Raw genomic sequence first — 22,742 nt, forward strand, 5'->3', positions numbered from 1 at the left:
TTAACTTTGTATTTTAGCTTCAATTTGTGGATTTTGATCAAAAATTTTCTTAACTATAAAAATGGAGCTAATAATTGTTACAGCTAAAAATCCTATTGCAAATCCTTTAGTGGCATAGTGTTGCAATAGAAACCCACCAAATAATGGACCTATTGCAGATCCCAAGTTAGTTAAGTCTAGCAAACCAAATGCAATTCCTTTATTTTTATCATCGGTCATTTCAGCTGTTAGAACACCTGAAACAGGATAAATCAATACTTCTGCAACAGATAAAAAGATAAAAAATGCAATAATAGATATTTTTGAAATTGGGGATATAAATAAACTTGCTCCTGCAAATATATTAATTAAAAAACCTACAAAATAAATTATTTTCTGTCGCATTTTTTTTGTTATTAAATAAATTAATGGTTGAATTAATATAACTAAAATTGCATTTAAACTTAACATCCAGGAAAAAAATATTGTGCCTTGTGTAATATTTTTCTCAATTATTAATGCTAAATTAGTGTTCATTTGAACATATAACATGGAAAAAATACCTGTACTTAAAAGTAAGTAAAAGAAAGGTTTATTCGAAATATGCAGTTTGAATGCTGTAAAAAAATTTTTGAATTTATCTTCTTTTATGCTAGTATCCATTTTTAAAGTTAAATGTTTAACAGATATAAGTAGAATAAAGAAATATATTAAGTAAGCAATTGCTGTAATTAAAAATGCACTTGAATTGGCTGCAATTCCTGCATATGCCCCAAGAAGGGGACCAACTGTAGCGCTTAAATTTATTGCAATATAACGCATATGCATAAATTTTATATTTTCTTCAGAATTTGAAGCTAGTTCAGTTAATATTACTCTTGAAATTGGAGTAAAAAATGCAGAAGAAAAACCATTTAGCAAATTCAGAAACGCAAATAATAAAAATTGAAAAAAAGTGTTTTGAATGAAGCTAGTTAAATAAAAACAAATAAAAATAAAGCCTGATGATAATACTGAAATTAACATTATGTTTCTTTTTTTAAAAATATCAGATAAATAACCGCCAATTAATCCACCAAAACAAACCGCTAGAGGCTGGATTCCAACAATAAATCCTATAGCTGTAAGTGAGAGATTGACTTTATTGTGTAAAAATAATGTCAAAAATGGCATGCTTAATATTGCAGCAGCCTTTGTCCAGAAAACGCCAAATAGAATAATGTATAACTGAATGTTTTTATTATTTTTTGACATCACTCATCTCATTCTTTTTTAAAATTTTTGTCCTAAAATTTTAGTTATCCCTTAATTTAGCATTTTTGTTTCAAGATTGATACAAAGTTAAAATCTGGAAGGAATATAACTAATTATAAATGTATAAAATTAAAGGTATTTTCTTTAATTAATTTTATTTTATAAATAACTATTAAACTTTTTACAAATTTTGTACTAGAACGTAAAAAAATGTAATAAAAATTTATTACCACTAAAATTAATGTTATTTAAAATTAATTTTACAATTTTGTTACTTTCTATTTTAAAACTTTAATTTAATTCTTTGATTATTTGTTATTATATTTATTCGATATTTGAAAAATAATTATGTTACATAAAATTAAAATTTCATTAAAAAAAAATTAAATTAATTTGAAATTAAAAAAAACTGATGCTAGTAGGATGCTATATATATTTATAAAGTTTCTCTTCACAATATTGGAGTATTTATGAGAAAATTGTTAGCTTTTTCACTTATTTCTGTTTCTTTAAATTCTTATGCCGTAATTATTGAAGATGTAACTAATAAGTATCCTTATGAAAAATATGGAAGTACTCAAGATTTTAATTCTGAGTTTATGAATACAACTGAAAATAGTGAATATATTCAATTACAAGAAAATGAAAAAATAGAAGTTATGAATTCTTTGAGATATTTTTTTTCAAATTATGAATTTGATAAGGTTTTGAATAAAATTATGAATGTATATTCAAATGATTCTAGAAAAATTGATTTAAATTTTATTATTAATGATAAAATAATAAGTAATTATCATAAGAAAGATTTGATCCATTATATTACTGAATTTAAAAAAAATGCATTTGATTACTTACAAGTTTTAGAAAAATATCAAAGCAAATTTTTGATTAATTATATTACTGAAGATATTTATGGAAATACTCCTCTTTTTAATGTTTGTAAAAATAATGATGTTGAATCAGCAAAATTTTTATTAGAATATAGTGAAGTAAAAAATAAGTTAAATAACCCTCTTAATCATTTAAAACATCCTCTTTATGAAGCAGAAAAATTTCAAGATAGAGTATTAGCTAAATTATTAATTAAAAATGGTGCGGTAAATAATTATCAAAGATATGGAACAAGTAATTTCAAGACTACAAAACAAAATATTCCAGTTGATGAAGTAAAGACTAACAGTGATGATGATTGCAAAAAAATCTATCAAATAGATAATTCTGGGCAACTTTATTTTACCCAAGATGCTCAAGAAAAATTATTTACTTCTGCTGAAAAAGGCGATTTGACAAAATTTAAAAATTATTTGTCGACCTTTTATAAAGCAATGGATTTAGTTCACACATCTTTTAAAGTATTTCAATTTTTACCACCTAATTTAGCATTTAACTATAAAAATTCTTCGACTTTATTTCACGTAGCATTTAATAATAATGATAAAAGTTTATTAAAAATATTGTTAAGTTATAAGGGGTTGTTTAATTTTGATTTTAATATAAAAGATAAAAATAATCTAAGTGTATATGAAAAAGTAAATAATAGCAATAATACATTACTAAAAAATGACTTTATGCAAACTTTTTATAGTAATGATTATAATTACTATAATTCAAACGCTAGTTCTTTTAATAATGAAATTTATACAAATAATTCTTCAAGCTATGGAGTTTATTCTGATAGCAATCCAAATCCTACAAATACATCAGGATATTCTAAGAAAAATTTAGAGAATTCTAGTTTTTCATTCAAAATATTTTATAAAGAAAAATTTGTGAAAGCAAAATTAAAAGGTACTAATTTTAAATCAGCAACTTTAATAGATACAGATTTTACAGGTGCAGACCTTACTGATGTAGATTTTACAGGGGCAGATCTTACACGTGCAAATTTATCAGGTGCTAATTTGAGCGGTGCTAATTTTACAAATGCTTATGTAAACAATACAGATTTTACAAAAGTTATTATCAGTAATAAAACAATACTTCCAGCAAGTGAAGGAATTCTCTTACGTGAGAAGGATATTGTATTTAATGATAATAAAGTCCATAAATTTGCTCCAGCAAGCCAGTTTTTTAATCTATCAAGTAATATAAATTATTCATTTATTGCTTCTCAATCAGATTTTGAGAAAGATTTAGAGAAATCTTTGAGTTCACAAAAGAAAAAAAGAGAGCAAGAATATTCTGGAAATAGAAATGCCCCAAGCACTTACGATACACCGGATTTAGAACAACTTAGGAATAATAGATTAAAATTTTATAACAAAGTTAAAAACTAATTAGATTTAATTAATTAATCTCTTTTTGTGATTCCATTTTTTGTTTTTTCATTGGTAAGTAGATTGCTAGAAAGCAAGAAAAAACTATTAATGATAAGCCACAAAATTGAGAAAAGTTAATTTTTTCCTGAATAAATATATAGGAAAAGATAACAGCAAAAATTGGTTCAGATAATGAAAGAATAGAAGTATTAAATGGGCCAATTTTTTCAATAGATTTAATTAGAAAAAATAAACAAATAAAAGTTCCTATAAAAGATAAAAGGCTAATATTAATTATAAAATTTAAATTAAAATTTAATTTAGGTGTATTAAAAAAAGTTAATAAGAAAGAATAAAAACTAGCACCAATAAGTTGAAAATATAGAACATTTAATTTACTTGTTGCCGAATTTTTTTTATTAAAATAAATGTATGTAGCATATAAAACACCGCAAGAAAGCGCATATAAAAAACCAATCATGGAATCAAATGTATATATCTTATTACTGCTAAGTAATATAAGACCAATTAAACTCAGTATAATAATAGATAAATTTGAATAAGAAAATTTAATTTCTCTACGAATGATACTAAAAATAAAAATGTAAATAGGAAAAATAAAAGCTAAAATAGTGGCTAGCCCTACTCCTATATAAGGAACAGCACTGATATAAAATACTGTAGTCAAAAAATAGAACAAGCCGCCAAAAAAAACTTCATATAGATTTTGACGTTTAAGCATATGCTGATAATTAATAAAAGGTATTAATATTATTAGAGTTAATAGAAAGCGAGAGATTAAAATCATAGAAAGTGAGTTATTGTCAGCCAATAGAGGTTTGACAAATATACCAACAACAGAAAATGCCATAGATGATAGTATAATATAAAATACCCCTAAAATATTCATTGGTTATCCTTTGTTGTTTTTTTATTTATATTAGTAGACTGGAAAGAAAAAAGGATCTTAATTACTAATAATAAATAGGTAAAATAAAGTCAATGAAAAATAAACCGAAGCTTTAATAACAATCATAAAGGAGAATTTAATGGTTACATTAAGTAAAGATAAAAGATATGTTGTAATTGTAAATGAGAAAAAGAAAAAAGGAAAAACGAATCTAAATTATTATAGAAATAGATTTATAGATAAAAATCTTAAGGTTTCTAATTATAGAGCGGATTTTCCAGTGGAGCTTCGGGAAGTTAGTAAAAATCCAGTAGGTCAAGTTTATGAATTAAATGAAACACAAAAATATAACTTATTGAATAATACTTTACATATTTATCCTGAATTTTCATTAAATTCTAAACCAATTGGAAAAATTGATAATTGTCAAGGAATTCTCTGCAATGATCTTCCAAATCTTTGCAAATGTCAAAAAAATAGAAAAGTAGCTTAAGTTTTGATTTAAACTGCTAACATTCATCTTTTTTATTTGCACTAATTAAATTTAGTAATAGTGCTATTAATGCTACACCAGTAATGTAAAATGCAGGCGAATATTTTAGTTTTGTGTTCTCAATTAAAGTGGTACAAATTAATGGAGTAAAACCACCAAAGATTCCAAATGCGAGATTATATGCAAAAGAACTTCCAGTATAGCGAATATGGGTTGGAAAAGACTTTGCTAACAATAAAATTCCTGAAGCTGTTGCAGCTGCATTTGCTATAGCAATAAATAAATAACCAGTATATATTGGGAAAATTGAGCTAGAATTAAATGTCAAAAAAACAGGAATATTAAAAATAATTATAAAAATGCATGATATTAAAAGAATAATTTTTGGATTTATGTAATCAATTAAAATTCCAAAAATGATAATTAAGAATGAATAAAGTAAAACTGAAAATGTATTAACTTTCAAAACATCTTGAATATTAAAGTTGAAATATAATACAAAATAGTTTGGTAAATAAAGAAAATATAAAGTTACAGATATAGCAATAAGCCATATTGTCGCAGTTGTTTGGAATAATTGTAATTTATATTCTTTTAAAACAACCTTTATTGGAAAATGATTAGTTTCTAATAACATTTGTTTAAAGATGGGAGTCTCATTTAAATATTTTCTTAAATATACACCTATTAAACCTAATATACCACCTAGTATAAAAGGAATTCTCCAGCCCCATCCAAATAGATCTTTTTCTGCTAAAAGTTTTGAACTTAAGTATCCTGCACTAGAGCCTAAAAAGATCCCAAAAATAATTCCTGCAAATAATAACCCAATTGCTAATCCGCGTTGTGCTTTTCTAGCATGCTCATAGATGAAAGTGATTGAACAAGGTATTTCGCCACCGATTGCTAATCCTTGGGTAAAACGACAAAGAAAAAGAAGAAATGTAGCCGATATTCCAATTTGTGAGTATGTAGGTAAAATTCCTATGATAAAAGTAGGTGCCGCCATAAGAAATACAGTAAGAGAAAAGGATTTTTTTCTTCCAGTTAAATCACCAAAGTGGCTAAATAAAAGTCCACCAGCTATACGAGCTAAGTAACCAGTAGCAAAAACAGAGTAGGTGAGTAATAAACTGGCATATGTAGATGAAAGATTAAAAAAAAGTTTTGAAATTATGGAAGAAAAGTAAATGTATACAACAAAGTCATAAAATTCTAAGGCACCGCCAAGCGAAGATATTGCAAAAAGTTTCATTTCTTTTTTAGTTAGTTTTTTTTCAATAATATTGGGAATTGCTTCTGAAATCATAATTACCTCATTATTTAATTATATAAATTATATAATCACAGTATATTAAATGTATTATTTTAGCAAGTTATAGATATCTCTTTATAGATAACCACAAATATATCTTTCCATTAATTTAAACTTTTTATTGTACTTAAAAATAAATAAATTTATTTTTTGCTTCTTTTCATGAATTTTTTAGATTTTTCCTTATGTCTTTTAATAATTTTATCCAAAATTAAATTGCAATAGAATACCAATTTTTATTTTATAAATATATTATATTTTAAAATTTATTATATTGACAATGAATAAATAAAAAATGTATATAGAAGCTGATATGAATTATTTTTAAAAACAGAATATCAAAATTATAAAATATTTATTTAAATTTATTAATATATTAATTAAATTTTATATTTATTTTTAGGAGCAAGAAATGAATTGTTTTATTTTTATTGAAATATCAAATAATTTTATGAATATTGCTTCACTTAATTATTTAAAGTCAAAGAATACAAAAATTATCTTACTTTGCAAAAGTATTTTGTTTTATAGCAGTGAAATTACAAAATTTTGTGATGAGATAATGGAAATTAATACAAATCAAATTAGCTCGCTCATCAGTGCATGTAACTTCATTGAAAAGAAAGATAAAATAGTAGGAATAATGACTTTAGATGATGATTTTTTAGTACAAACTGCTGAGCTGAAAGAATATTTTGGTCATAAATCAACAAGTAAAAAGTGCTTAGAGGCAATTACTAATCGTTTTAAAATGAGAAGTATGCTAAAAAAAATAAATCAAAGTTTTAATCCTAAGTTTTTCTTTGCAAAAACTCTTAATGAAGCTCTTTTGGCTACATCTGAGATTTCTTTTCCCTTTATAGTAAGACCTATTCAGAGAAGTAAATATATTTATTCTAAAAAAATAACATGTGTTAAAGATTTAAAAGAATATTTTTTGAATAATTACTCTAAAAACATTTATCATTCTTGGGAAAATTACTACCCTGGGTTACTTATTGAAGAAGAAATAATCGGTAACGAATATTCTGTACATTTTGTAAAATCAGAGCAGGGTACTATTATTTTAGCTGGGGTTTTCAAGAGAGAAAATGTTTTATTAGATGATGGAAGATTTCTAAATATTACAACTCAATTTCCTGCTGAATATGAAGAAAGCGATTTTTTATTTCAAAAATTGATACATATTTTACCAAAAATAGGATTTGATTTAGGATTAATTCAAATAGATTGTAAAATATGTAATAATGAAGTAAAAATATTAAATATAATTCCTACTATAAATCAAAGTATTGCAAACTACTATGTCATGCAAAAATCTATTGGAATCAATTTTTCTAAAATTAATATAGATTTAAACTTAGGTTTGCAAATAGAGTGGTATCCTTTAGATTTAAAAGAAATAGTTTTATATAATTCAGAAGGATATAATAACGAATTAGTTTATAATGATTTGTGCGAAAAATTTAAAAACAGAAAAGAAGTTGAAGTAATTAAAATACAGCGTGATGATTGCCCAGAGAACTACTTACTAACTCAACACTCTGATAGTCTTATGGTGGTTTCTAAATCTCGAGAATTATCAAAAGAAGTAATTAGATTAGTAAGAAGTTTCAAGAAAATTATGAAAAATGTAAGTTAACAATTCTTAGCTAAGTTCTCCAGAAGCAGGGCGCGGTTCTAATAGCTCAATTTTATAACCATCGGGATCAACCATAAAAGCAATATATCTTTTCCCACTTGGTGATTTTTTAGGTCCCCAACTTAAATCATGCCCAAACTTTTGAAGTTTCTTTTGAAATTCAAAAATATCAGTAACTTCAAATGCTAAGTGCCCATATGCTGTCCCAATTTCATATTGATCAACACCCCAGTTATAAGTAAGTTCTAAAGTTGGTCCATCTTTGTCATCATTAGGTGCTTGTAAAAAAGCTAAAGTAAATTCACCTTCTTTAAATTCATCTTTAGAGACAAGTCTGAAATTTAATACATTGCAATAAAATTCTAAAGATTTTTCTAAGTTTTTTACTCGCAACATAGTATGTAAATATTTCATAATTAGTCCTTTATTTAAAAGTTTGTTAATTTTGCTTTCAATAATTTGTTATTGATATTAGCAAGTCTTTCTTCAATTAAACTTCTTTCATGTTCAACAATCTCTCTAATTTCTTCTTTTTTAGAGAGATTGAGAGCTTTCTCATATATTTTTTTAGCATCTTCAATTTGCTCTAATTTTTCTTTCAGATAAGCAAGATAATAATAAGAAGCTACTAAAGACTCTTGATTACTTGTTTGTTCAAATATATTTATTGAACGCATAAGTTTTTTTTCACTTGTTTTTAAATCTTGCTTTTCAAAATAATAAACAGCTAGTTCATGTTCAAAAGTAGCTTCCCATTCATTTAAATTATGTTGAACTGCTTTAGATAGGCCTGTATTTAAGTATGAGACAAAATCATTTTCAAGATGTGCTTGTTCTGAAGATAGAGCAGCATTGTAATATGCTTCTAAAAGTTCATTTGTATCTGTTTCGTTTTCTAAATTGGCGATTACCTGTTTCCATAATTGAATTGAGTTTTTATGTTCGCCAATAATTCCATATGTTAAAGCTAAATGATGCTGCGTTTCAACTAGATGTTTTTTATTTTCCGCATTTAAATTGTTTTTATCAGCATGCAGTTTATTAGAAATAATTTCTAAAATAGGAACAGCTTTACCAAAGTTTTCATTTTCCAATTGTTGATTGACAAAATAAATGAGTTCTTCAACATTTTTAGATAAAAAATTGTCCATTTCTGTTGTTGTAAATTGATGGCGTTTATAATTCGCATGGTCATGTCCGCAGTTTGCATGGTCATGGTGGTGGTCATGTCCGCAGTTTGCATGGTCATGGTGGTGGTCATGTCCGCAGTTTGCATGGTCATGGTGGTGGTCATGTCCGCAGTTTGCATGGTCATGGTGGTGGTCATGTCCACAAATTGAATGATTGTTATGATCATTTTCATACTTGCAACATTTTTTAGAAGGATTGTGTTTACAGCTTTGGTCTTCATGAGAATGTTGTGAAGAGTCTTCTGGGTGATTTGAGTCGTTCTTTTGGCTGTTCATTCTAAGTTATCCTATTAATTATATTGAAAATTTACTAAAATTCCTACAAATACTGAAAATCTATTAGCAATTAATGAATTTTCACATTGAAACACTAGCACTTTTTAGCCCTGTTTGAGAACTAAAATAAGTGAAGAATTAAACCTGCAAAGGTATCTTTATAAAGAAATTTACTACTTCTTATTTTTTAGAAAAAAAATCCGAAACATGAGGGCTAGTTTGTGCGTTAAAATCTTTGTAGTTGAATAACACAAGGTTTAAAATTATGTTAAAGGATAAATTGGCGAAACTTTTGCCTCTTGTTAACTTTTTTATTAAATATTCTAAATTTATTATTCAACACTATAAGGTATTAATTATTCTAATTTTTGTTTTGTTAGCATCTTTTTCTTTTTATGAATTCAAAAAAATTAAAAGAACTCTTCCAAACTTAGAAAAGCTTTATAATTATGAACCTGCATTACCTACTGTAATTTATAGTCAAGATGGAGTAAAAATTGCTGAAATATTTGAAGAGCGTCGTTACCCAGTATTAATAAATGAAATTTCTCCATTTCTAAAAAATGCATTTATTGCTGCTGAGGATGCTGAATTTTATAATCATCATGGATTAGACTGGAAAGGCTTTTTAAGAGCACTACTCCATTTTGTTACCTTTTCTAATCAAAAACAAGGTGGAAGTACAATAACACAACAATTAGCAAAAAATGTTTTATTGACAAAAGAAAGAACGATAGTTAGAAAAATAAAAGATATTATAGTATCAAATGAGATAGAAAATTCTTTCTCTAAAGATAAAATTTTAGAGTTATATTTAAATACAATTTATTTAGGGAATGGTTCTTATGGTGTAGAAGCAGCTGCACAAAATTATTTTCGAAAAAACAATATGAAACTAACCTTAGGTGAAGCAGCTTTAATTGCAGGATTAACACCAGCACCATCAGCGTATGATCCAAATGATAATTTTCAAGCAGCAAAATTAAGGCAATCATATGTACTAGAAAGAATGTTTAAAACTGGAATGATTACCAAAAATCAATATGAAAGAGCTATAAATGAAAATTTGGTATATTATAGAGCTGAATCACCAAACAATAAAATAGCACCATATTTTGTTGAAGAAGTTAAAAAACAACTCACTAATAATTTAGAAATCGAAAATTTAGGAAAAAGTGGATTAACTGTTTATACAACATTGAATACAAAAGTTCAAAATGCAACTCAAATTGCAATTCAAAATTTTGCTGAAGCTTATCAAACTAGAAGAAGTTTTAAAGGTCCAATTAAGCAACATGGAACATCATTTAATCAACATCTAAAAGAATTTATCTCTTCAAAACCTAAAGAAAATGAAGAAGAACGGGCAATAGTAACTTTTATTAATGAAGAAATTCAAGCAGTAGGAATTGTTACTCAAAAAGGCGTCGGGGTCATTTTAGAAGAAGATATTATGTGGGCGCTAAATGCTGATATAAATAAAGAAACTGGAGATACAGATATTAATAATGTTTTGAAAGTTGGAGATGAAATTCATGTACAGAAATTAAATAAAAAAATGCAATCAAGAATTATTAATGATAAAAAATTTATGTTTACTTTGAATTCATTTTTACAATATTTTAATAATCCTTCAAAGGATAGTTTTGCAAGATATACATTAATAGACACAGTTGGAATTGAAGCAGCAGCTATGGTAATGGATTCTAAAACTGGTGAAGTTCTTGCTATGGTAGGTGGTGAACACTTTTTAGTAAGCCAATTTAATCGAGCTACTCAAGCAGAACGCCAAGTAGGAAGTAGTGTAAAACCTCTTTATTATTCTTACGCTATTGATTGTGGTTTTACTCCTGCTTCTAAAATAGATAGTCCAAAGATAGATTTGGACGGTTGGCAGCCTGAAAATTATGGTGGAAAAGAATCGGGTCGAACGACATTAATGCAATCTTTAGCTTTAAGTTACAATATACCAAGTATATTTCTTTATCATGTTATGGGTCCCTCTAAGGTTACTAAGCATTTAACTCGATTTGGTTTTAATTGGCCACTTTCTGATTTAAGTGTGGCATTAGGAGCAGGAACTGCTTCTTTACTTAAAATGGTCCAAGCATATTCCATTTTTCCAAATGCAGGTAAAATGACTTTAGCATATTACATTAATGAAGTAGTAGATAGAAATGGTGAAGTTATTTACTCTGCTAAAAATGAAAAAATATTCCCATTAAAAATTGAGCCTCAATTTCCAGAAGATGCTCCATTTCTTCCTGGAAAAACAATTGAAAAAGAAAATGAAGTGGAAAAATTACAAATGATTTCACCTCAGGCAGCATATGTTACTTTAGATCTTTTACGAACAGCGGTTCATATTGGAACAGGACAAGGTGTGTTAGGTTTGGGAAATTATGTAGGAGGAAAGACAGGTACAACAAATGCAAATACTGATGCATGGTTTTTAGGTATTGCCTCTCAGTTGGTTGGGGGAGTTTGGATTGGATATGATGATAATTCAAAGACACTAGGAACTGGTGGAACTGGTTCAGCAATGGCTGCACCTATTTGGAAAACAATGATGCAAGGCGCAATTAAAAATTACCCTTTAAAAAATTGGACAAGGCCAACTGGAATTCATGAAATAGCTATTGATAAAAATACAGGTGAACGTTCAACAGGTAGCGATGCAATTGGTGTATTTATTATAGATGGAACAGAAACAGGTGGAAGTTACTTTAAAGAAGCTCTGGATGATGGAAGCAATCCTATTAATAATCAACAAGAAATAAGTAATCAAAATTTGGATAAATCTAAGCATAATTAATTTTTATAATGTTTTTTGATTAAATGATAAATACTTGCGTGTAACTGAGTATTAGCAGCAATTATTCCTCGATCTTGCAAAGGACAAAAATCATTTGAGTGAAAATTAGTAACTTTTCCTCCAGCTTCAGTAATGAGTAATGCTCCAGCGGCTGTATCCCATGGAGCTAAAGGTGTTTCATAAAATCCTTGAAACATTCCTTTTGCAGTATGGGCAAGATCGAGTGCAGCTGCTCCATTTACTCTTAATCCTAGTGAAGAATTTTGTATTTCACCTATTGTATTTATTAACGGAGAGAGAGCGTCTCCTTTATTTGAACTAAATCCAGTGCAAATGCTTGCCATTTTTAATTCTTCCAGGAGTGAAATCTGCATTTTTTGTCCATTACAGAATGCTCCTTTTCCTTTTTCTGCGAAAAATACCGTTTTTGTAGTTGGATGATAAATTGTAGCTAATTGACATTGAAAGCGTTGATTTTTAATAAAACCAAATGCTATTGATATGCAATAATAAGGGTTTCCTTTTGAAAAATTGGTAGTACCATCTAAAGGATCGATAATCCATAAAGGATCAAAATCAGCTTTATTTTCACACTCTGTCATCCCAGATTCTTCTGCTAAAATACTATGAAAGGGAAAATTTTTCAGAATTTCGGCTTTAATTGCATTTTCTGAGTGGAGATCAGCTTCAGTAACAATTCCTTGATTATTGCCTTTTTCAATGATTTTTATCTGTTTTGTAAAATATTCTAGAGTAATTTCTCCTGCTTGTTGTGCAAGATGGGTTATAAAAGCTTTTGTGGGTAGAGGTGAGCTCATTATTTCTCCTGTAATTAAAATATGGTTTCTCTAATGAGATAACCGTGCTACCTTTTTCTAAAGGTAGCTTCTCTATCTGGTAATATATATTGCCTGTAAAAAGGAGTCGTCCTTTCATATTATAAAAATAAAAAGGTTTTAAAATGCATTGGTCAATATACACAATTTGTGGAGCGTCATTCATAGGTTTGACTTGTGGGTTCTTTCTAGCAAAAGCATTTGCCCGTCGCTCTTTAGGGAATATTACTGAAATTCCTGTAAAAGAAAATATGGAAGCTATTTTGAAAAGTGCCGAAGTACAACGAAAAATGATACTTGAAGAAGCATTAATTGCAACAAAAGAACAGTATCAGGCAGATGCTGAGCAATTAGAAAATGAACGCGAAATTTTGCTAGCACATCAAGAAATTTATGAGCAAGAATTGAATGAAAAACAATCTGAATTAGATAGATTAGCTAATGAGTTAGATAAAAAAGAAGAAACAATTGCAAAGAAAAAAAGTGAGGTAGAACATTCTTTAGAGAATATTAAACTTTTGGAAAAAAATAATATCGAAATTAGTCATAATTATCAATCCTTACTTGAAAATAAAGTAGGAAAGAATAAAAAAGATTTATTTCATGATTTATCTGAAGAGTTAGTTGCTGCTGAGAAATTGGGAATATCTAAATGGCTTATGGATAATTCTGAGTTTTTAAAAAATGAGTCACAAAGGCTAGCAAGGGAAACTCTAAACTCGGTTTACTTAAGATATCAACCAAATTTTATTTGGCCTAAATCTTCTTTTATTGTTCCAGTAAACTCCAAAGATATTCTTACAAAATATTTTCATGAAGAATCACCTATTGTACGCTCCCTCATAGGTGGTACTGAATCTTCAATAAGTGTTTTAAACTTTAATGAAGATATGCCTTCTGTCTTAAAAATTGCTGGCGGCTCTGGTGTTGATAAAGAAGTCATCCGCCTAACCTTAGAAGAAATTCTAAACAAAGATATATTTTCTGAAGATAAAATCCAAAATATTTTTGACCGGAATCGGAAAAATATTGATAGATATATTTTAAGAATTGGTGAAGACGCTATAAAAAGTCTTGGACTTGCTAACGATATGCATCCAGAAATTTTAAAATTAATAGGTTCTTTAAATTATAGAACCAGCCATCGTCAAAATCAGTACTTTCATTCCATAGAAGTTGCTAGATTGGCAGGAATGATCGCTGATGAAATTGGCGTTTCTAATTTACATGCTAAAAGGGCTGGAATTTTACATGATATTGGCAAAGCTTTAGACTATAAAATTGAAGGAAGCCATGCAGTAATAAGTGGAGACTATGCAATTCGCTATGGTGAAAAAGAAGACGTTGTAGATACAGTGTTAGCTCATCATGACGATAAAATAGTAGAAACACCATTTGCTTATATTTTAAAGGCTGCTGACGCACTATCTGGAGCAAGGCCTGGTGCTAGAGTGGATATGGAAGAAGGTTATCACAGAAGAATTGATGGTATTTCAGGAGTTGTAAACAGTTTCCAAGAACAAGGAGTGACTGGCTCTGCAATTATGCATGCTGGACGTGAAGTTCATGTGTTTGTTGATAATAATAAAGTGAAACAAACAGAAATAAATGGTTTAGCAGAGGGAATAGCTAAAAAACTTGAAGAAGAAGTAGAATTTCCTGGACAAATAAGAGTTACTGTTATTAGACGTACTGAAATTACGGAAGTGGCTTAGAAAACTTAGTAGTAAAATAAGGTTCAGCAAGTAAAATAGCTAAGGCCGATAAAGAGTGCTGTATTTGTCCTGAACGAACCATTTTCACAACATCCTGAAAATCAATAAAATGTAATTTAATATTTTCAAATGGATCATTATGATTGTTTGGTTCAGATAATGGCTGAACATCAAATGCAATAAAATACGTTACTTTATTGCTTTGTAATGCTGGATTGGGAAAAAATTTAGGTAACGAAAGAATTCTTTGACTTGTGAGTCCTGTTTCTTCTTCTAATTCTCGAAGAGCAGCAAGAGTGCTATCTTTTTCAGATCTTTCAACAGCACCACCAGGAACTTCGAGAGTAAAAGAATTTGTTCCAAAACGATGCTGCTCAACTAAAACAACCTGACCTGAAGCTGTAATAGGAACGATATTGACCCAATCAGCGCAATTAAATGTATAAACATTTAATTTATTTTTATGGTCTTTCGTGCTTGCAACCCTTGAATTCACTTCAAAAATACTGCATTGAAATACACTTTTTTCATCAGTTAGTTCAAATGGCTCTAGTATTAAGTCAGCTTGTTTGGAGTTAGACATAACGTTTTGCCATTGAATCTAATGGAATTGCTTTAATTTTTGAAGCTTGACCAGCTTGACCAAATTCAACCATTCTTTGCGCACAAACTTTTTTCATTGCATCACGTGCAGGAACCATATATTTTCTTAAATCAAATTCTGATGGGTTTGTGCTTAAAAGTTTGCGAATAGCTGCAGTCATCGCAAGTCTGTTATCAGTATCGACATTAATTTTCCGTACGCCATTTTTTATTCCTTCTTGAATTTCTTCAACAGGAACTCCCCAAGTTTCTTTCATTTCTCCACCATATTTCCGAAATTCAGCTTGTAAATCTTGAGGTACTGAACTCGATCCATGCATTACTAGGTGAGTATTTGGAAGACGTTTATGGATTTCACGAATTCTATCAATTGCTAAAGTTTTTCCGTCTGGTTTTTTTGTAAATTTATATGCACCATGACTTGTTCCAATTGCGATAGCTAAAGCATCAACTTTTGTTAATTCTACAAATTGTGCAGCTTCTTGTGGATCGGTTAAAAGTTGATCGTGACTTAAAGTTCCTTCAAATCCATGTCCGTCTTCTTTCTCACCTTTTCCAGTTTCAAGAGAACCTAAGCAACCTAATTCACCTTCTACAGATATTCCCATAGAATGGGCTATGCGCACAACATCAGCAGTGATTTTAACATTATATTCAAAATCTGATGGTGTTTTAGCATCTTCTTTTAAACTTCCGTCCATCATGACACTAGTAAAGCCGTTTCGGATTGCAGATAGACAAGTTTGTAAACTATTTCCATGATCTTGATGCATAACGACAGGAATATCTGGATATAATTCGACGGCTCCTAATATTAAATGTCTAAGAAAAACATCATTTGTATAAGAACGAGCACCACGGCTTGCTTGCAAAATGACAGGACTATTTGTTTCTTTTGCTGCTTCCATAATTGCTTGAATTTGTTCTAAATTATTAACATTAAATGCTGCTACACCATAACTATTTTCTGCCGCATGATCGAGTAATTGTCTTAAAGAAATGAGAGCCATTTGAGCCTCCTAATAGAGATAAGTCGAATCCAATTTCCTCATACACTATGTCTATCTGCCTTGCAAAGAGGAAGTTCTTTCTCTGAAAAACTATTAAGAGTATATAAAATCAAAATGTTTCAACGTTTTTTTAGATAAGTTCTAAATTTTAATAATTTACAAAATAAAAAAATGATTAAAATTTGCCTTGAAATTTAATTTTTTATATTATCATCTCAGCGATTACCTGGTTGAACATTAAGGGTATATGAATTGATAAACTTAAAATTGTATGAAATACCCGAATCTAAGCAGATTATAGTCTACCATACGGGAGCTTTAGGTGATCTACTGGTATCCACGGCAGCACTTTTCGAAGTAACAAATCTATTTCCAAGATCTAAAATTACTTTAATAGGTTGTAGTTTATGGAAAGAAATTATTTTGCCTTTAAATTGGCCGAATATTGATCAAATTATAGTAACAAATAAAAATTTCAATTTTTTTGACATTTGGAAGCCGTGTGAACAATTACTAAGTTGGAAGCAAGTAAAAACACAATATTCATTAAGAAAGATTTTGCTTAACTATTCTTTATCAATTGATTTTAGAACAGAAAGTTTAAGATTTGCTTATCAAACTTTTCTTGCAAAAATTCCTATTCGTATTGGTGCAAGTAAAAGTAAACTAGCTAAAATATTTTTTACGCATTTTACTTTAATAAAGAATAAATCAGAAATACATGAAAGAGACAGATATTTAAGAATATTATCTTCAATTAATGAAAATTATATTGAACAAAAAATTCTCTTTTGGGAAAAAAATGGATTGCCTTCTTTAAAATGGTTTCCAAAAAATCATTTACAAAAAAATGATAAAATAAAAAATATTTTAATTAATCCTACAGCAAGTATTAGAGAGAAAGCATGGTGTAGTTCTCGATTCAGAGAATTAGCTCTTAAATTAAAAGAAAATTCATTTAATGTAAAAATTATTGGCTCACCTAAAGAAACAAGTTGGTTGAAGGAAGTTGCTTTAGATGATTTTGAAATTATTCAACCTAATACTATAATTGATTTGATAGATGTCGTAAAACAATCGCATTTATTAATTACTAATACCAGTTCAATGCAATTTATTGCAGCTGGGACTTCTACTCCAACTCTAACTTTAATGGGCAGTGCTTCTCCGCAACGCTGGGGGTGTTTGGGGCAAGGCTCTTATAGCATAAAGACAGAATATAAGGATATAAAAATAAAAAAAATTTTTATTAGAAAAAAAGATATTGCTAAACAAAAAGAAGTTAGTGCTTATAATAATATTACTGTAAATTTAGTTCTTGAAAAAATTAATCAATTAACTAAAGAGCCTCTAAAAATAAAGACTCTTTAGCTTAATATTTTTTTATAAACTACTAGCAAATTCAGCTGTCTTAGGTGCTAAAACGTTTATTGAAGCTGAGTTTTTAGTTATTGATTCATTTAAATCATCAGTATTAGCTAATTGCCAACTTGGTGTTGTTCCTGCTGCTGTTCCTATTACATACAATTCAATCGTTTGTCCATTTTCTAATTTAAGTTTTCTAGCAATAGATCTATTTTTTGAATTTAAAACATCGTTAAAATGATTTTTTAGATCTTTTTCATCAATTTGTTGTTTTAAAATTGGTGAAATAATTGCAGAAACACTATTAGAATAACCAGAAGTCAAAATAACTTGATCAAATTCTAAAGTATTAGAATTATCATCAGTTAACAAGACTTTATTTTTTGCATAATCATAACTGATATTAGTTACATGGTAGTTGTAAGGATTCATTTTATATTTAATTTTATCATCAAATAAATTTTTGTAAAATGCTGATCTAAATGTTTTATATCTTGGTTTTATATTGGCATCATTTAGAAAAGTTGCTGATGTTGAATGCTTTTGTGCGTACCAATATAAATTGTTAATACTTTGATAAAAATCTTTAAATGATTCATATTCATAGGCTTTGTCTGGTGCAGCATTGTAAAGAAATTCTATTAAAACATTTGCCGCATCACCTGCACCAACGACAGCAATTTCTTTTCTAGTTTTAAGGATACTATAAACATTATTATAATAATGGGATTTCCAATTTTCATTAAATCTAATTAAATCATCAAAAGTTATGACAGCCGGTAAACACCTTGAGTAAGTATTATAACAATCTTTTGCTAATTTAATTTGTGAATTTTTAAAATTTTCATCTGAGAAATTTTCAAACTTTGGTGTTCCTAAACCATTTGAAACAATTATTTTTTTTGTAAAAATAGTTGCATTATTATCTAACTTAACTGAAAATAATTTATTATCTTGGTTATAACTGTATTCAGTAATTGCTGTATTTAGTAAAATATCAGAACCTGATGCAAAAGAGTTTATTACAATAGTTTGCCATAATTTGTTGGCAATGAAGAAGACGTCAGTTTTATTTCCAAAATCAGCTAATTGAACTGGGCTATTTGGCAAAATATTTGCAGATGAAGGAGCTGTTGGTCTGTTTTCTGGAGAGTTGATTAAGTAATCCGTGCTTTTGAAATGCTCAGATATTGCATTTGCAGAATCAATTACAAGTATTTTTGCATTTGGGTGTTTTAATTTATAATTTAAACTAAAAATTGAGGAATGGACTCCAGCACCAACGATGATAAGGTCGTAGTCTGCTTTATCTTTTTCTTTATTTTCAATAGTTTTGGTAAAAGATTTATTGTCTTTTATAAAACTATGAAAATCATAAGCTAATGATTTAAGACATGATTCTTTATTATAAGCTTTGGCTAAAATATTATGTATAAATTTTGTAATATTTGGATCAAATCTTGAGATTGAAAAACTATCGTCACTAAAACTTATTGAGCAATTAAGTTTTGAATTTAAATCTAATTTATAAACCCTATCTGGTGAAATTAACTTTAATTTTGAATTATTTTCATAATTTGTTTTATTATTTGAGCTATTTCTATTACAAGAAACACAAATAATAACACTTATAACAAAAAATATTATTGAATTTTTGATCATATATTATTAGCCTTTTTTAAATTACTTAAAAATAGAGTACAAAAACAAAAAATCTAAATATTGATTGCAATTAATGATGTCAATAAGGTTTTTTTTGTTACCTTTTAACGTATTGATAATATTGTTTAAAAAAATAGATTAAGCAACAATTGGTTTTAAAATTGTTAACAAGTATTTTTTAACGTATTGATATTATTTGTTTTATATTAAGTATTGCGTTTTAGGTGATATTTTTTTTATTTAAATAAAATAGTCTAGTGTTTTTAAGGGTAGTATTGCTTTAATTACAAAAATATCTATTGTTATTTTACAATTAAATTTTATTTAAATAAAGTACTGTGCTCACTAATTAATGCAAGTGAACAAATAATAGCTAAAATCCATAAAACTGGAGAAATTATTTTTACTTTTCCAACTAATATTTTAAGAATAACATAACTGACTATACCCCATAATACTCCTTGTGTAATAGAGAAAGTCAATGGCATAAGAATAATAGTTAAAAATACTGGTATAATATCATCAAGCTGAGTCGCATTAATGTTTTTTAATGTTTTACACATTAATATTCCAACTAGTATTAAAACTGGGGTTGTGGCATAGGCAGGGACTATTGTAATAATTGGGGCAAGAAATAAGCAGGGTAGAAAGCAAAATGCAGTTACTATTGAACTTAAACCCGTTTTTCCTCCAGCTTGGATACCTGCAGAACTTTCAATATAAACTGTAGCAGGTGCAGTACCAAATAAACTTGAAAATAAAGAAGCTATAGAATCTACAACCAAAGTTTCTTTTAATTTTTGAGGATTTCCTTTTTCATCAACAAATCCTGCACTTGTAGATAGGCCTATGATGGAAGAAATGGAATCAAATAAATTTGTCATAAAAATTGCTATAATTACTGGAATAAAGCTCCATTTAAGTGATCCAATAAGATCTAATTTGAAAAAGTGTGAATCAAAATCAGGTAATGCTAGCCATTCTTTTGGAAATTGAATTTCTTTTGTAAATATTGCTATTACTGTAACAACTAAAATAGATAATAAAAAAGCATAAGGCTTATTTTTATTAAATAAATAAAATGCAATAAGAAATCCAAATAAACCTAAGGCAATTGTAAAATTAATATCCGATAAAGTAACAAAAGTAGCCGGGTGTGCAATGATAAGTCCAAGATTTTTCAACCCTATAAATGCTAAAAATAGCCCAATGCCACAAGACATGGCGTGCTTCATATTATTTGGTAATGCTTCTACAATTTTTTGGCGAATTGGAAAAATTGAAACGATTATAAATAGAACACTAGACCAAAAAATAAGACCTAAAGCCGTAGGCCAAGGAATTTTTTCTCCAATTATCAAAGAATAGGCAATAAAAACATTTAATCCCATACCTGGTGCTAAAGCATAGGGCAGTTTAATATAAAGACCAGCTAACAAAGTCATTATAAAAGAAATTAATACAGTAGCGGTCAGAGAGCCTGCAACAGACATTCCTGTTCCGCTTGAGGACATAACTTGTGGATTGACAATAACGATGTATGACATGGTAAAAAAGGTAGTTAAACCAGCTATAACTTCCTTTGATAAATGCTTTTTTTTGGTATTCATGATAATTTCATCCTAAAAAAAAATTCTATACACTTTTTTTAGTGTATAGAATTTTGTTAAAGGGAAATCCTTTAAAAGGCAATAAAAGGTCAAAATTACATGTCGTAATCCATTCCGCCCATGCCACCCATTCCACCCATGCCACCCATTCCTGGCATGCCACCACCCATAGGTGAAACGGATTCTTTTTTCGGTTTTTCTGAAATCATTGCATTAGTTGTAAGCAATAAACTTGCAACTGAACTTGCATTTTGCAGAGCGCAACGAGTTACTTTAACAGGATCTATCACTCCAGCTTGAATAAGATCTTCATAATTATCTGTTAAAGCATTAAAACCATAGCTTATATTATTATTAGCTAATATTTTATCAACAACAACACTTGCTTCATGTCCACCGTTGCTAGCAATAATTCGTACTGGTTCTTCTAGTGCACGACGAACAAGTTCAACACCTGCTTGTTGTTCAGAGTTTTCTACTTTCAATTGTGCTAATTCAAGAGAAGATCTAGCTAAAGCAACTCCTCCACCGGCGACTATTCCTTCAGCTACTGCGGCACGAGTCGCATTCAGTGCATCTTCAATGCGGTCTTTCTTTTCTTTTAATTCAATTTCAGTAGCAGCTCCAAGGCGAATTACTGCTACTCCTCCAGCTAATTTAGCTAAACGCTCTTGAAGTTTTTCACGATCATAATCAGAAGTTGTTTTTTCGATTTGATTTCTAATTTCAGCTACTCTAGCCTTGATATTTGCCTCAGAGCCTCTACCGCCAGTAATGATTGTATTGTCTTTATCAACAACAACTTTATCTGCTTGGCCTAAGTCATCGATAGTTGTAGTTTCAAGTTTCATACCAATTTCTTCTGAAACAACAGTACCATTAGTTAAAATTGCAATATCATCAAGCATTGCTTTTCTGCGATCACCAAAACCTGGAGCTTTAACTGCACATACTTTAATTGTTCCAGATAATTTATTTAATACGAGAGTTGCTAAAGCTTCTCCTTCAACATCTTCGGCGATGATTAATAAGGGACGACCGCTGCGTGCAATGTTTTCAAGTAAAGGAACCATATCTTTCATTACAGAGATTTTTTTATCAAATAATAAAATGAATGGGTTTTCAAAAACAACTTCTAAACGTTCCTGATCTGTAACCATGTAAGGAGATAGATATCCACGGTCAAATTGCATACCTTCAACGACGTCAACATAGGTCTCAAGACCTTTTGCTTCTTCAACAGTAATTACACCGTCTTGACCTACTTTTTCCATAGCTTCAGCAATCATATTACCAATTGTTGAATCATTATTGGCTGAAATAGTTGCTACTTGTGCAATCTCTTTTGTACCATTAACTGGGCGAGCTACCTTTTTTAAATTATTAACTACAACTTCTACAGCTTTATCAATTCCACGCTTGAGCTCTACAGGTGCATGCCCTGCTGCAAGCATTTTAAAACCTTCGCGGTAAATAGCTTGTGCTAGAACAGTAGCTGTTGTCGTTCCATCACCAGAATCGTCATTAGTTTTGGAAGCAACTTCTTTAACCATTTGTGCTCCCATATTTTCAAAACGATCTTCAAGTTCAATTTCTTTTGCAACTGTAACGCCATCTTTAGTTATTAATGGAGCTCCATAGCTTTTTTCTATTAGCACGTTACGACCCTTTGGTCCTAATGTTACTTTAACAGCATTTGCTAAGGTATTTACACCAGATAAGATTTTCTTTTGTGCATTTTCATTGAAAGAAATCATTTTAACAGCCATAGAAATTTCCTTTTATTATTAAATTATTTATTGTAATTAA

Annotated in this window: 17 protein-coding genes; 6 read left to right on the forward strand and 11 right to left on the reverse strand. The window is 28.8% G+C overall.

Annotated features, from left to right (window positions below):
• On the reverse strand, positions 1-1,233 hold the full coding sequence (locus GOY08_RS08105; RefSeq protein WP_158998396.1) for an MFS transporter: 1,233 nt from the start codon (positions 1,231-1,233) through the stop codon (positions 1-3).
• Positions 1,234-1,703: 470 nt separating this feature from the next.
• Between GOY08_RS08105 and GOY08_RS08110 the strand changes: the two genes are divergently transcribed.
• Entirely contained in the window at positions 1,704-3,509 is a 1,806-nt protein-coding gene (locus GOY08_RS08110) for a pentapeptide repeat-containing protein (RefSeq protein WP_158998397.1), read from the forward strand.
• A gap of 10 nt (positions 3,510-3,519) precedes the next feature.
• Here GOY08_RS08110 and GOY08_RS08115 read toward each other — a convergent pair whose 3' ends face one another.
• Positions 3,520-4,401, reverse strand: a complete 882-nt coding sequence (locus tag GOY08_RS08115; protein WP_158998398.1) for a DMT family transporter — start codon at positions 4,399-4,401, stop codon at positions 3,520-3,522.
• Positions 4,402-4,540: 139 nt separating this feature from the next.
• Here GOY08_RS08115 and GOY08_RS08120 point away from each other — a divergent pair, with 139 nt between their 5' ends.
• Positions 4,541-4,894: a hypothetical protein gene (locus GOY08_RS08120; RefSeq protein ID WP_158998399.1), complete on the forward strand. Its 354-nt coding sequence runs from the start codon at positions 4,541-4,543 to the stop codon at positions 4,892-4,894.
• Positions 4,895-4,910: 16 nt separating this feature from the next.
• On the opposite strand, the gene GOY08_RS08125 is transcribed toward GOY08_RS08120, so the two are convergent.
• The gene (locus tag GOY08_RS08125) at positions 4,911-6,203 is read right to left on the reverse strand and encodes an MFS transporter (protein ID WP_158998400.1); all 1,293 of its coding nucleotides are present in this window, start codon (positions 6,201-6,203) and stop codon (positions 4,911-4,913) included.
• Between the two features lie 418 nt (positions 6,204-6,621).
• On the opposite strand from GOY08_RS08125, the gene GOY08_RS08130 reads away from it, so the two are divergent.
• Positions 6,622-7,851 (forward strand): hypothetical protein, encoded by a 1,230-nt coding sequence (locus tag GOY08_RS08130; protein ID WP_158998401.1) that lies wholly within the window; start codon positions 6,622-6,624, stop codon positions 7,849-7,851.
• 6 nt (positions 7,852-7,857) lie between these two features.
• Here the strand turns inward: GOY08_RS08130 and GOY08_RS08135 are convergent, their stop codons facing one another.
• Complete coding sequence (locus tag GOY08_RS08135; protein ID WP_158998402.1) at positions 7,858-8,265, reverse strand: VOC family protein; 408 nt, start codon at positions 8,263-8,265, stop codon at positions 7,858-7,860.
• 14 nt (positions 8,266-8,279) lie between these two features.
• Positions 8,280-9,317 carry a tetratricopeptide repeat protein gene (locus GOY08_RS08140; protein WP_158998403.1) on the reverse strand — a complete coding sequence of 346 codons (1,038 nt, stop codon included), beginning with the start codon at positions 9,315-9,317 and terminating at the stop codon, positions 8,280-8,282.
• A gap of 265 nt (positions 9,318-9,582) precedes the next feature.
• On the opposite strand from GOY08_RS08140, the gene GOY08_RS08145 reads away from it, so the two are divergent.
• The gene (locus tag GOY08_RS08145) at positions 9,583-12,132 is read left to right on the forward strand and encodes a penicillin-binding protein 1A (RefSeq protein ID WP_158998404.1); all 2,550 of its coding nucleotides are present in this window, start codon (positions 9,583-9,585) and stop codon (positions 12,130-12,132) included.
• Here the strand turns inward: GOY08_RS08145 and GOY08_RS08150 are convergent.
• Positions 12,129-12,950, reverse strand: a complete 822-nt coding sequence (locus GOY08_RS08150; protein WP_158998405.1) for an inositol monophosphatase family protein — start codon at positions 12,948-12,950, stop codon at positions 12,129-12,131. The genes GOY08_RS08145 and GOY08_RS08150 overlap by 4 nt on opposite strands.
• 143 nt (positions 12,951-13,093) lie before the next feature.
• Between GOY08_RS08150 and GOY08_RS08155 the strand changes: the two genes are divergently transcribed.
• Positions 13,094-14,683, forward strand: a complete 1,590-nt coding sequence (locus tag GOY08_RS08155) for an HD domain-containing protein (protein WP_158998406.1) — start codon at positions 13,094-13,096, stop codon at positions 14,681-14,683.
• Here GOY08_RS08155 and GOY08_RS08160 read toward each other — a convergent pair.
• Both GOY08_RS08160 and fba read right to left on the reverse strand, forming a co-directional pair.
• A complete protein-coding gene (locus tag GOY08_RS08160) occupies positions 14,667-15,266 on the reverse strand; it encodes an NUDIX hydrolase (protein WP_158998407.1) in 600 nt (199 codons plus the stop codon). The two genes, GOY08_RS08155 and GOY08_RS08160, sit on opposite strands and share 17 nt — an antisense overlap.
• Positions 15,259-16,296, reverse strand: coding sequence for a class II fructose-bisphosphate aldolase (gene fba / locus GOY08_RS08165; protein WP_158998408.1), 1,038 nt, complete (start codon positions 16,294-16,296; stop codon positions 15,259-15,261). The genes GOY08_RS08160 and fba overlap by 8 nt, the downstream gene beginning before the upstream one ends.
• Positions 16,297-16,548: 252 nt before the next feature.
• On the opposite strand from fba, the gene GOY08_RS08170 reads away from it, so the two are divergent.
• Complete coding sequence (locus GOY08_RS08170; protein ID WP_158998409.1) at positions 16,549-17,667, forward strand: glycosyltransferase family 9 protein; 1,119 nt, start codon at positions 16,549-16,551, stop codon at positions 17,665-17,667.
• 12 nt (positions 17,668-17,679) lie between these two features.
• Here GOY08_RS08170 and GOY08_RS08175 read toward each other — a convergent pair whose 3' ends face one another.
• The 3 genes from GOY08_RS08175 to groL form a co-directional block, all read right to left on the reverse strand.
• Positions 17,680-19,323 carry a hypothetical protein gene (locus tag GOY08_RS08175; protein ID WP_158998410.1) on the reverse strand — a complete coding sequence of 548 codons (1,644 nt, stop codon included), beginning with the start codon at positions 19,321-19,323 and terminating at the stop codon, positions 17,680-17,682.
• A 320-nt stretch (positions 19,324-19,643) separates the two neighbouring features.
• On the reverse strand, positions 19,644-20,933 hold the full coding sequence (locus tag GOY08_RS08180; protein ID WP_158998411.1) for an NCS2 family permease: 1,290 nt from the start codon (positions 20,931-20,933) through the stop codon (positions 19,644-19,646).
• A 95-nt stretch (positions 20,934-21,028) separates the two neighbouring features.
• Positions 21,029-22,702 carry a chaperonin GroEL gene (groL, locus tag GOY08_RS08185; protein ID WP_158998412.1) on the reverse strand — a complete coding sequence of 558 codons (1,674 nt, stop codon included), beginning with the start codon at positions 22,700-22,702 and terminating at the stop codon, positions 21,029-21,031.
• Positions 22,703-22,742: the final 40 nt, after the last annotated feature.

It is taken from the genome of Pigmentibacter ruber, from assembly GCF_009792895.1.
Taxonomy (GTDB): Bacteria; Bdellovibrionota_B; Oligoflexia; order Silvanigrellales; family Silvanigrellaceae; genus Silvanigrella; species Silvanigrella rubra.

Excerpts from the sequence above, each read along its gene's own strand:
- GOY08_RS08105 (WP_158998396.1), bottom strand. The coding sequence starts at position 1,233 with ATGTCAAAAAATAATAAAAACATTCAGTTATACATTATTCTATTTGGC.
- GOY08_RS08110 (WP_158998397.1), top strand. The coding sequence starts at position 1,704 with ATGAGAAAATTGTTAGCTTTTTCACTTATTTCTGTTTCTTTAAATTCT.
- GOY08_RS08115 (WP_158998398.1), bottom strand. The coding sequence starts at position 4,401 with ATGAATATTTTAGGGGTATTTTATATTATACTATCATCTATGGCATTT.
- GOY08_RS08120 (WP_158998399.1), top strand. The coding sequence starts at position 4,541 with ATGGTTACATTAAGTAAAGATAAAAGATATGTTGTAATTGTAAATGAG.
- GOY08_RS08125 (WP_158998400.1), bottom strand. The coding sequence starts at position 6,203 with ATGATTTCAGAAGCAATTCCCAATATTATTGAAAAAAAACTAACTAAA.
- GOY08_RS08130 (WP_158998401.1), top strand. The coding sequence starts at position 6,622 with ATGAATTGTTTTATTTTTATTGAAATATCAAATAATTTTATGAATATT.
- GOY08_RS08135 (WP_158998402.1), bottom strand. The coding sequence starts at position 8,265 with ATGAAATATTTACATACTATGTTGCGAGTAAAAAACTTAGAAAAATCT.
- GOY08_RS08140 (WP_158998403.1), bottom strand. The coding sequence starts at position 9,317 with ATGAACAGCCAAAAGAACGACTCAAATCACCCAGAAGACTCTTCACAA.
- GOY08_RS08145 (WP_158998404.1), top strand. The coding sequence starts at position 9,583 with ATGTTAAAGGATAAATTGGCGAAACTTTTGCCTCTTGTTAACTTTTTT.
- GOY08_RS08150 (WP_158998405.1), bottom strand. The coding sequence starts at position 12,950 with ATGAGCTCACCTCTACCCACAAAAGCTTTTATAACCCATCTTGCACAA.
- GOY08_RS08155 (WP_158998406.1), top strand. The coding sequence starts at position 13,094 with ATGCATTGGTCAATATACACAATTTGTGGAGCGTCATTCATAGGTTTG.
- GOY08_RS08160 (WP_158998407.1), bottom strand. The coding sequence starts at position 15,266 with ATGTCTAACTCCAAACAAGCTGACTTAATACTAGAGCCATTTGAACTA.
- fba (WP_158998408.1), bottom strand. The coding sequence starts at position 16,296 with ATGGCTCTCATTTCTTTAAGACAATTACTCGATCATGCGGCAGAAAAT.
- GOY08_RS08175 (WP_158998410.1), bottom strand. The coding sequence starts at position 19,323 with ATGATCAAAAATTCAATAATATTTTTTGTTATAAGTGTTATTATTTGT.
- GOY08_RS08180 (WP_158998411.1), bottom strand. The coding sequence starts at position 20,933 with ATGAATACCAAAAAAAAGCATTTATCAAAGGAAGTTATAGCTGGTTTA.
- groL (WP_158998412.1), bottom strand. The coding sequence starts at position 22,702 with ATGGCTGTTAAAATGATTTCTTTCAATGAAAATGCACAAAAGAAAATC.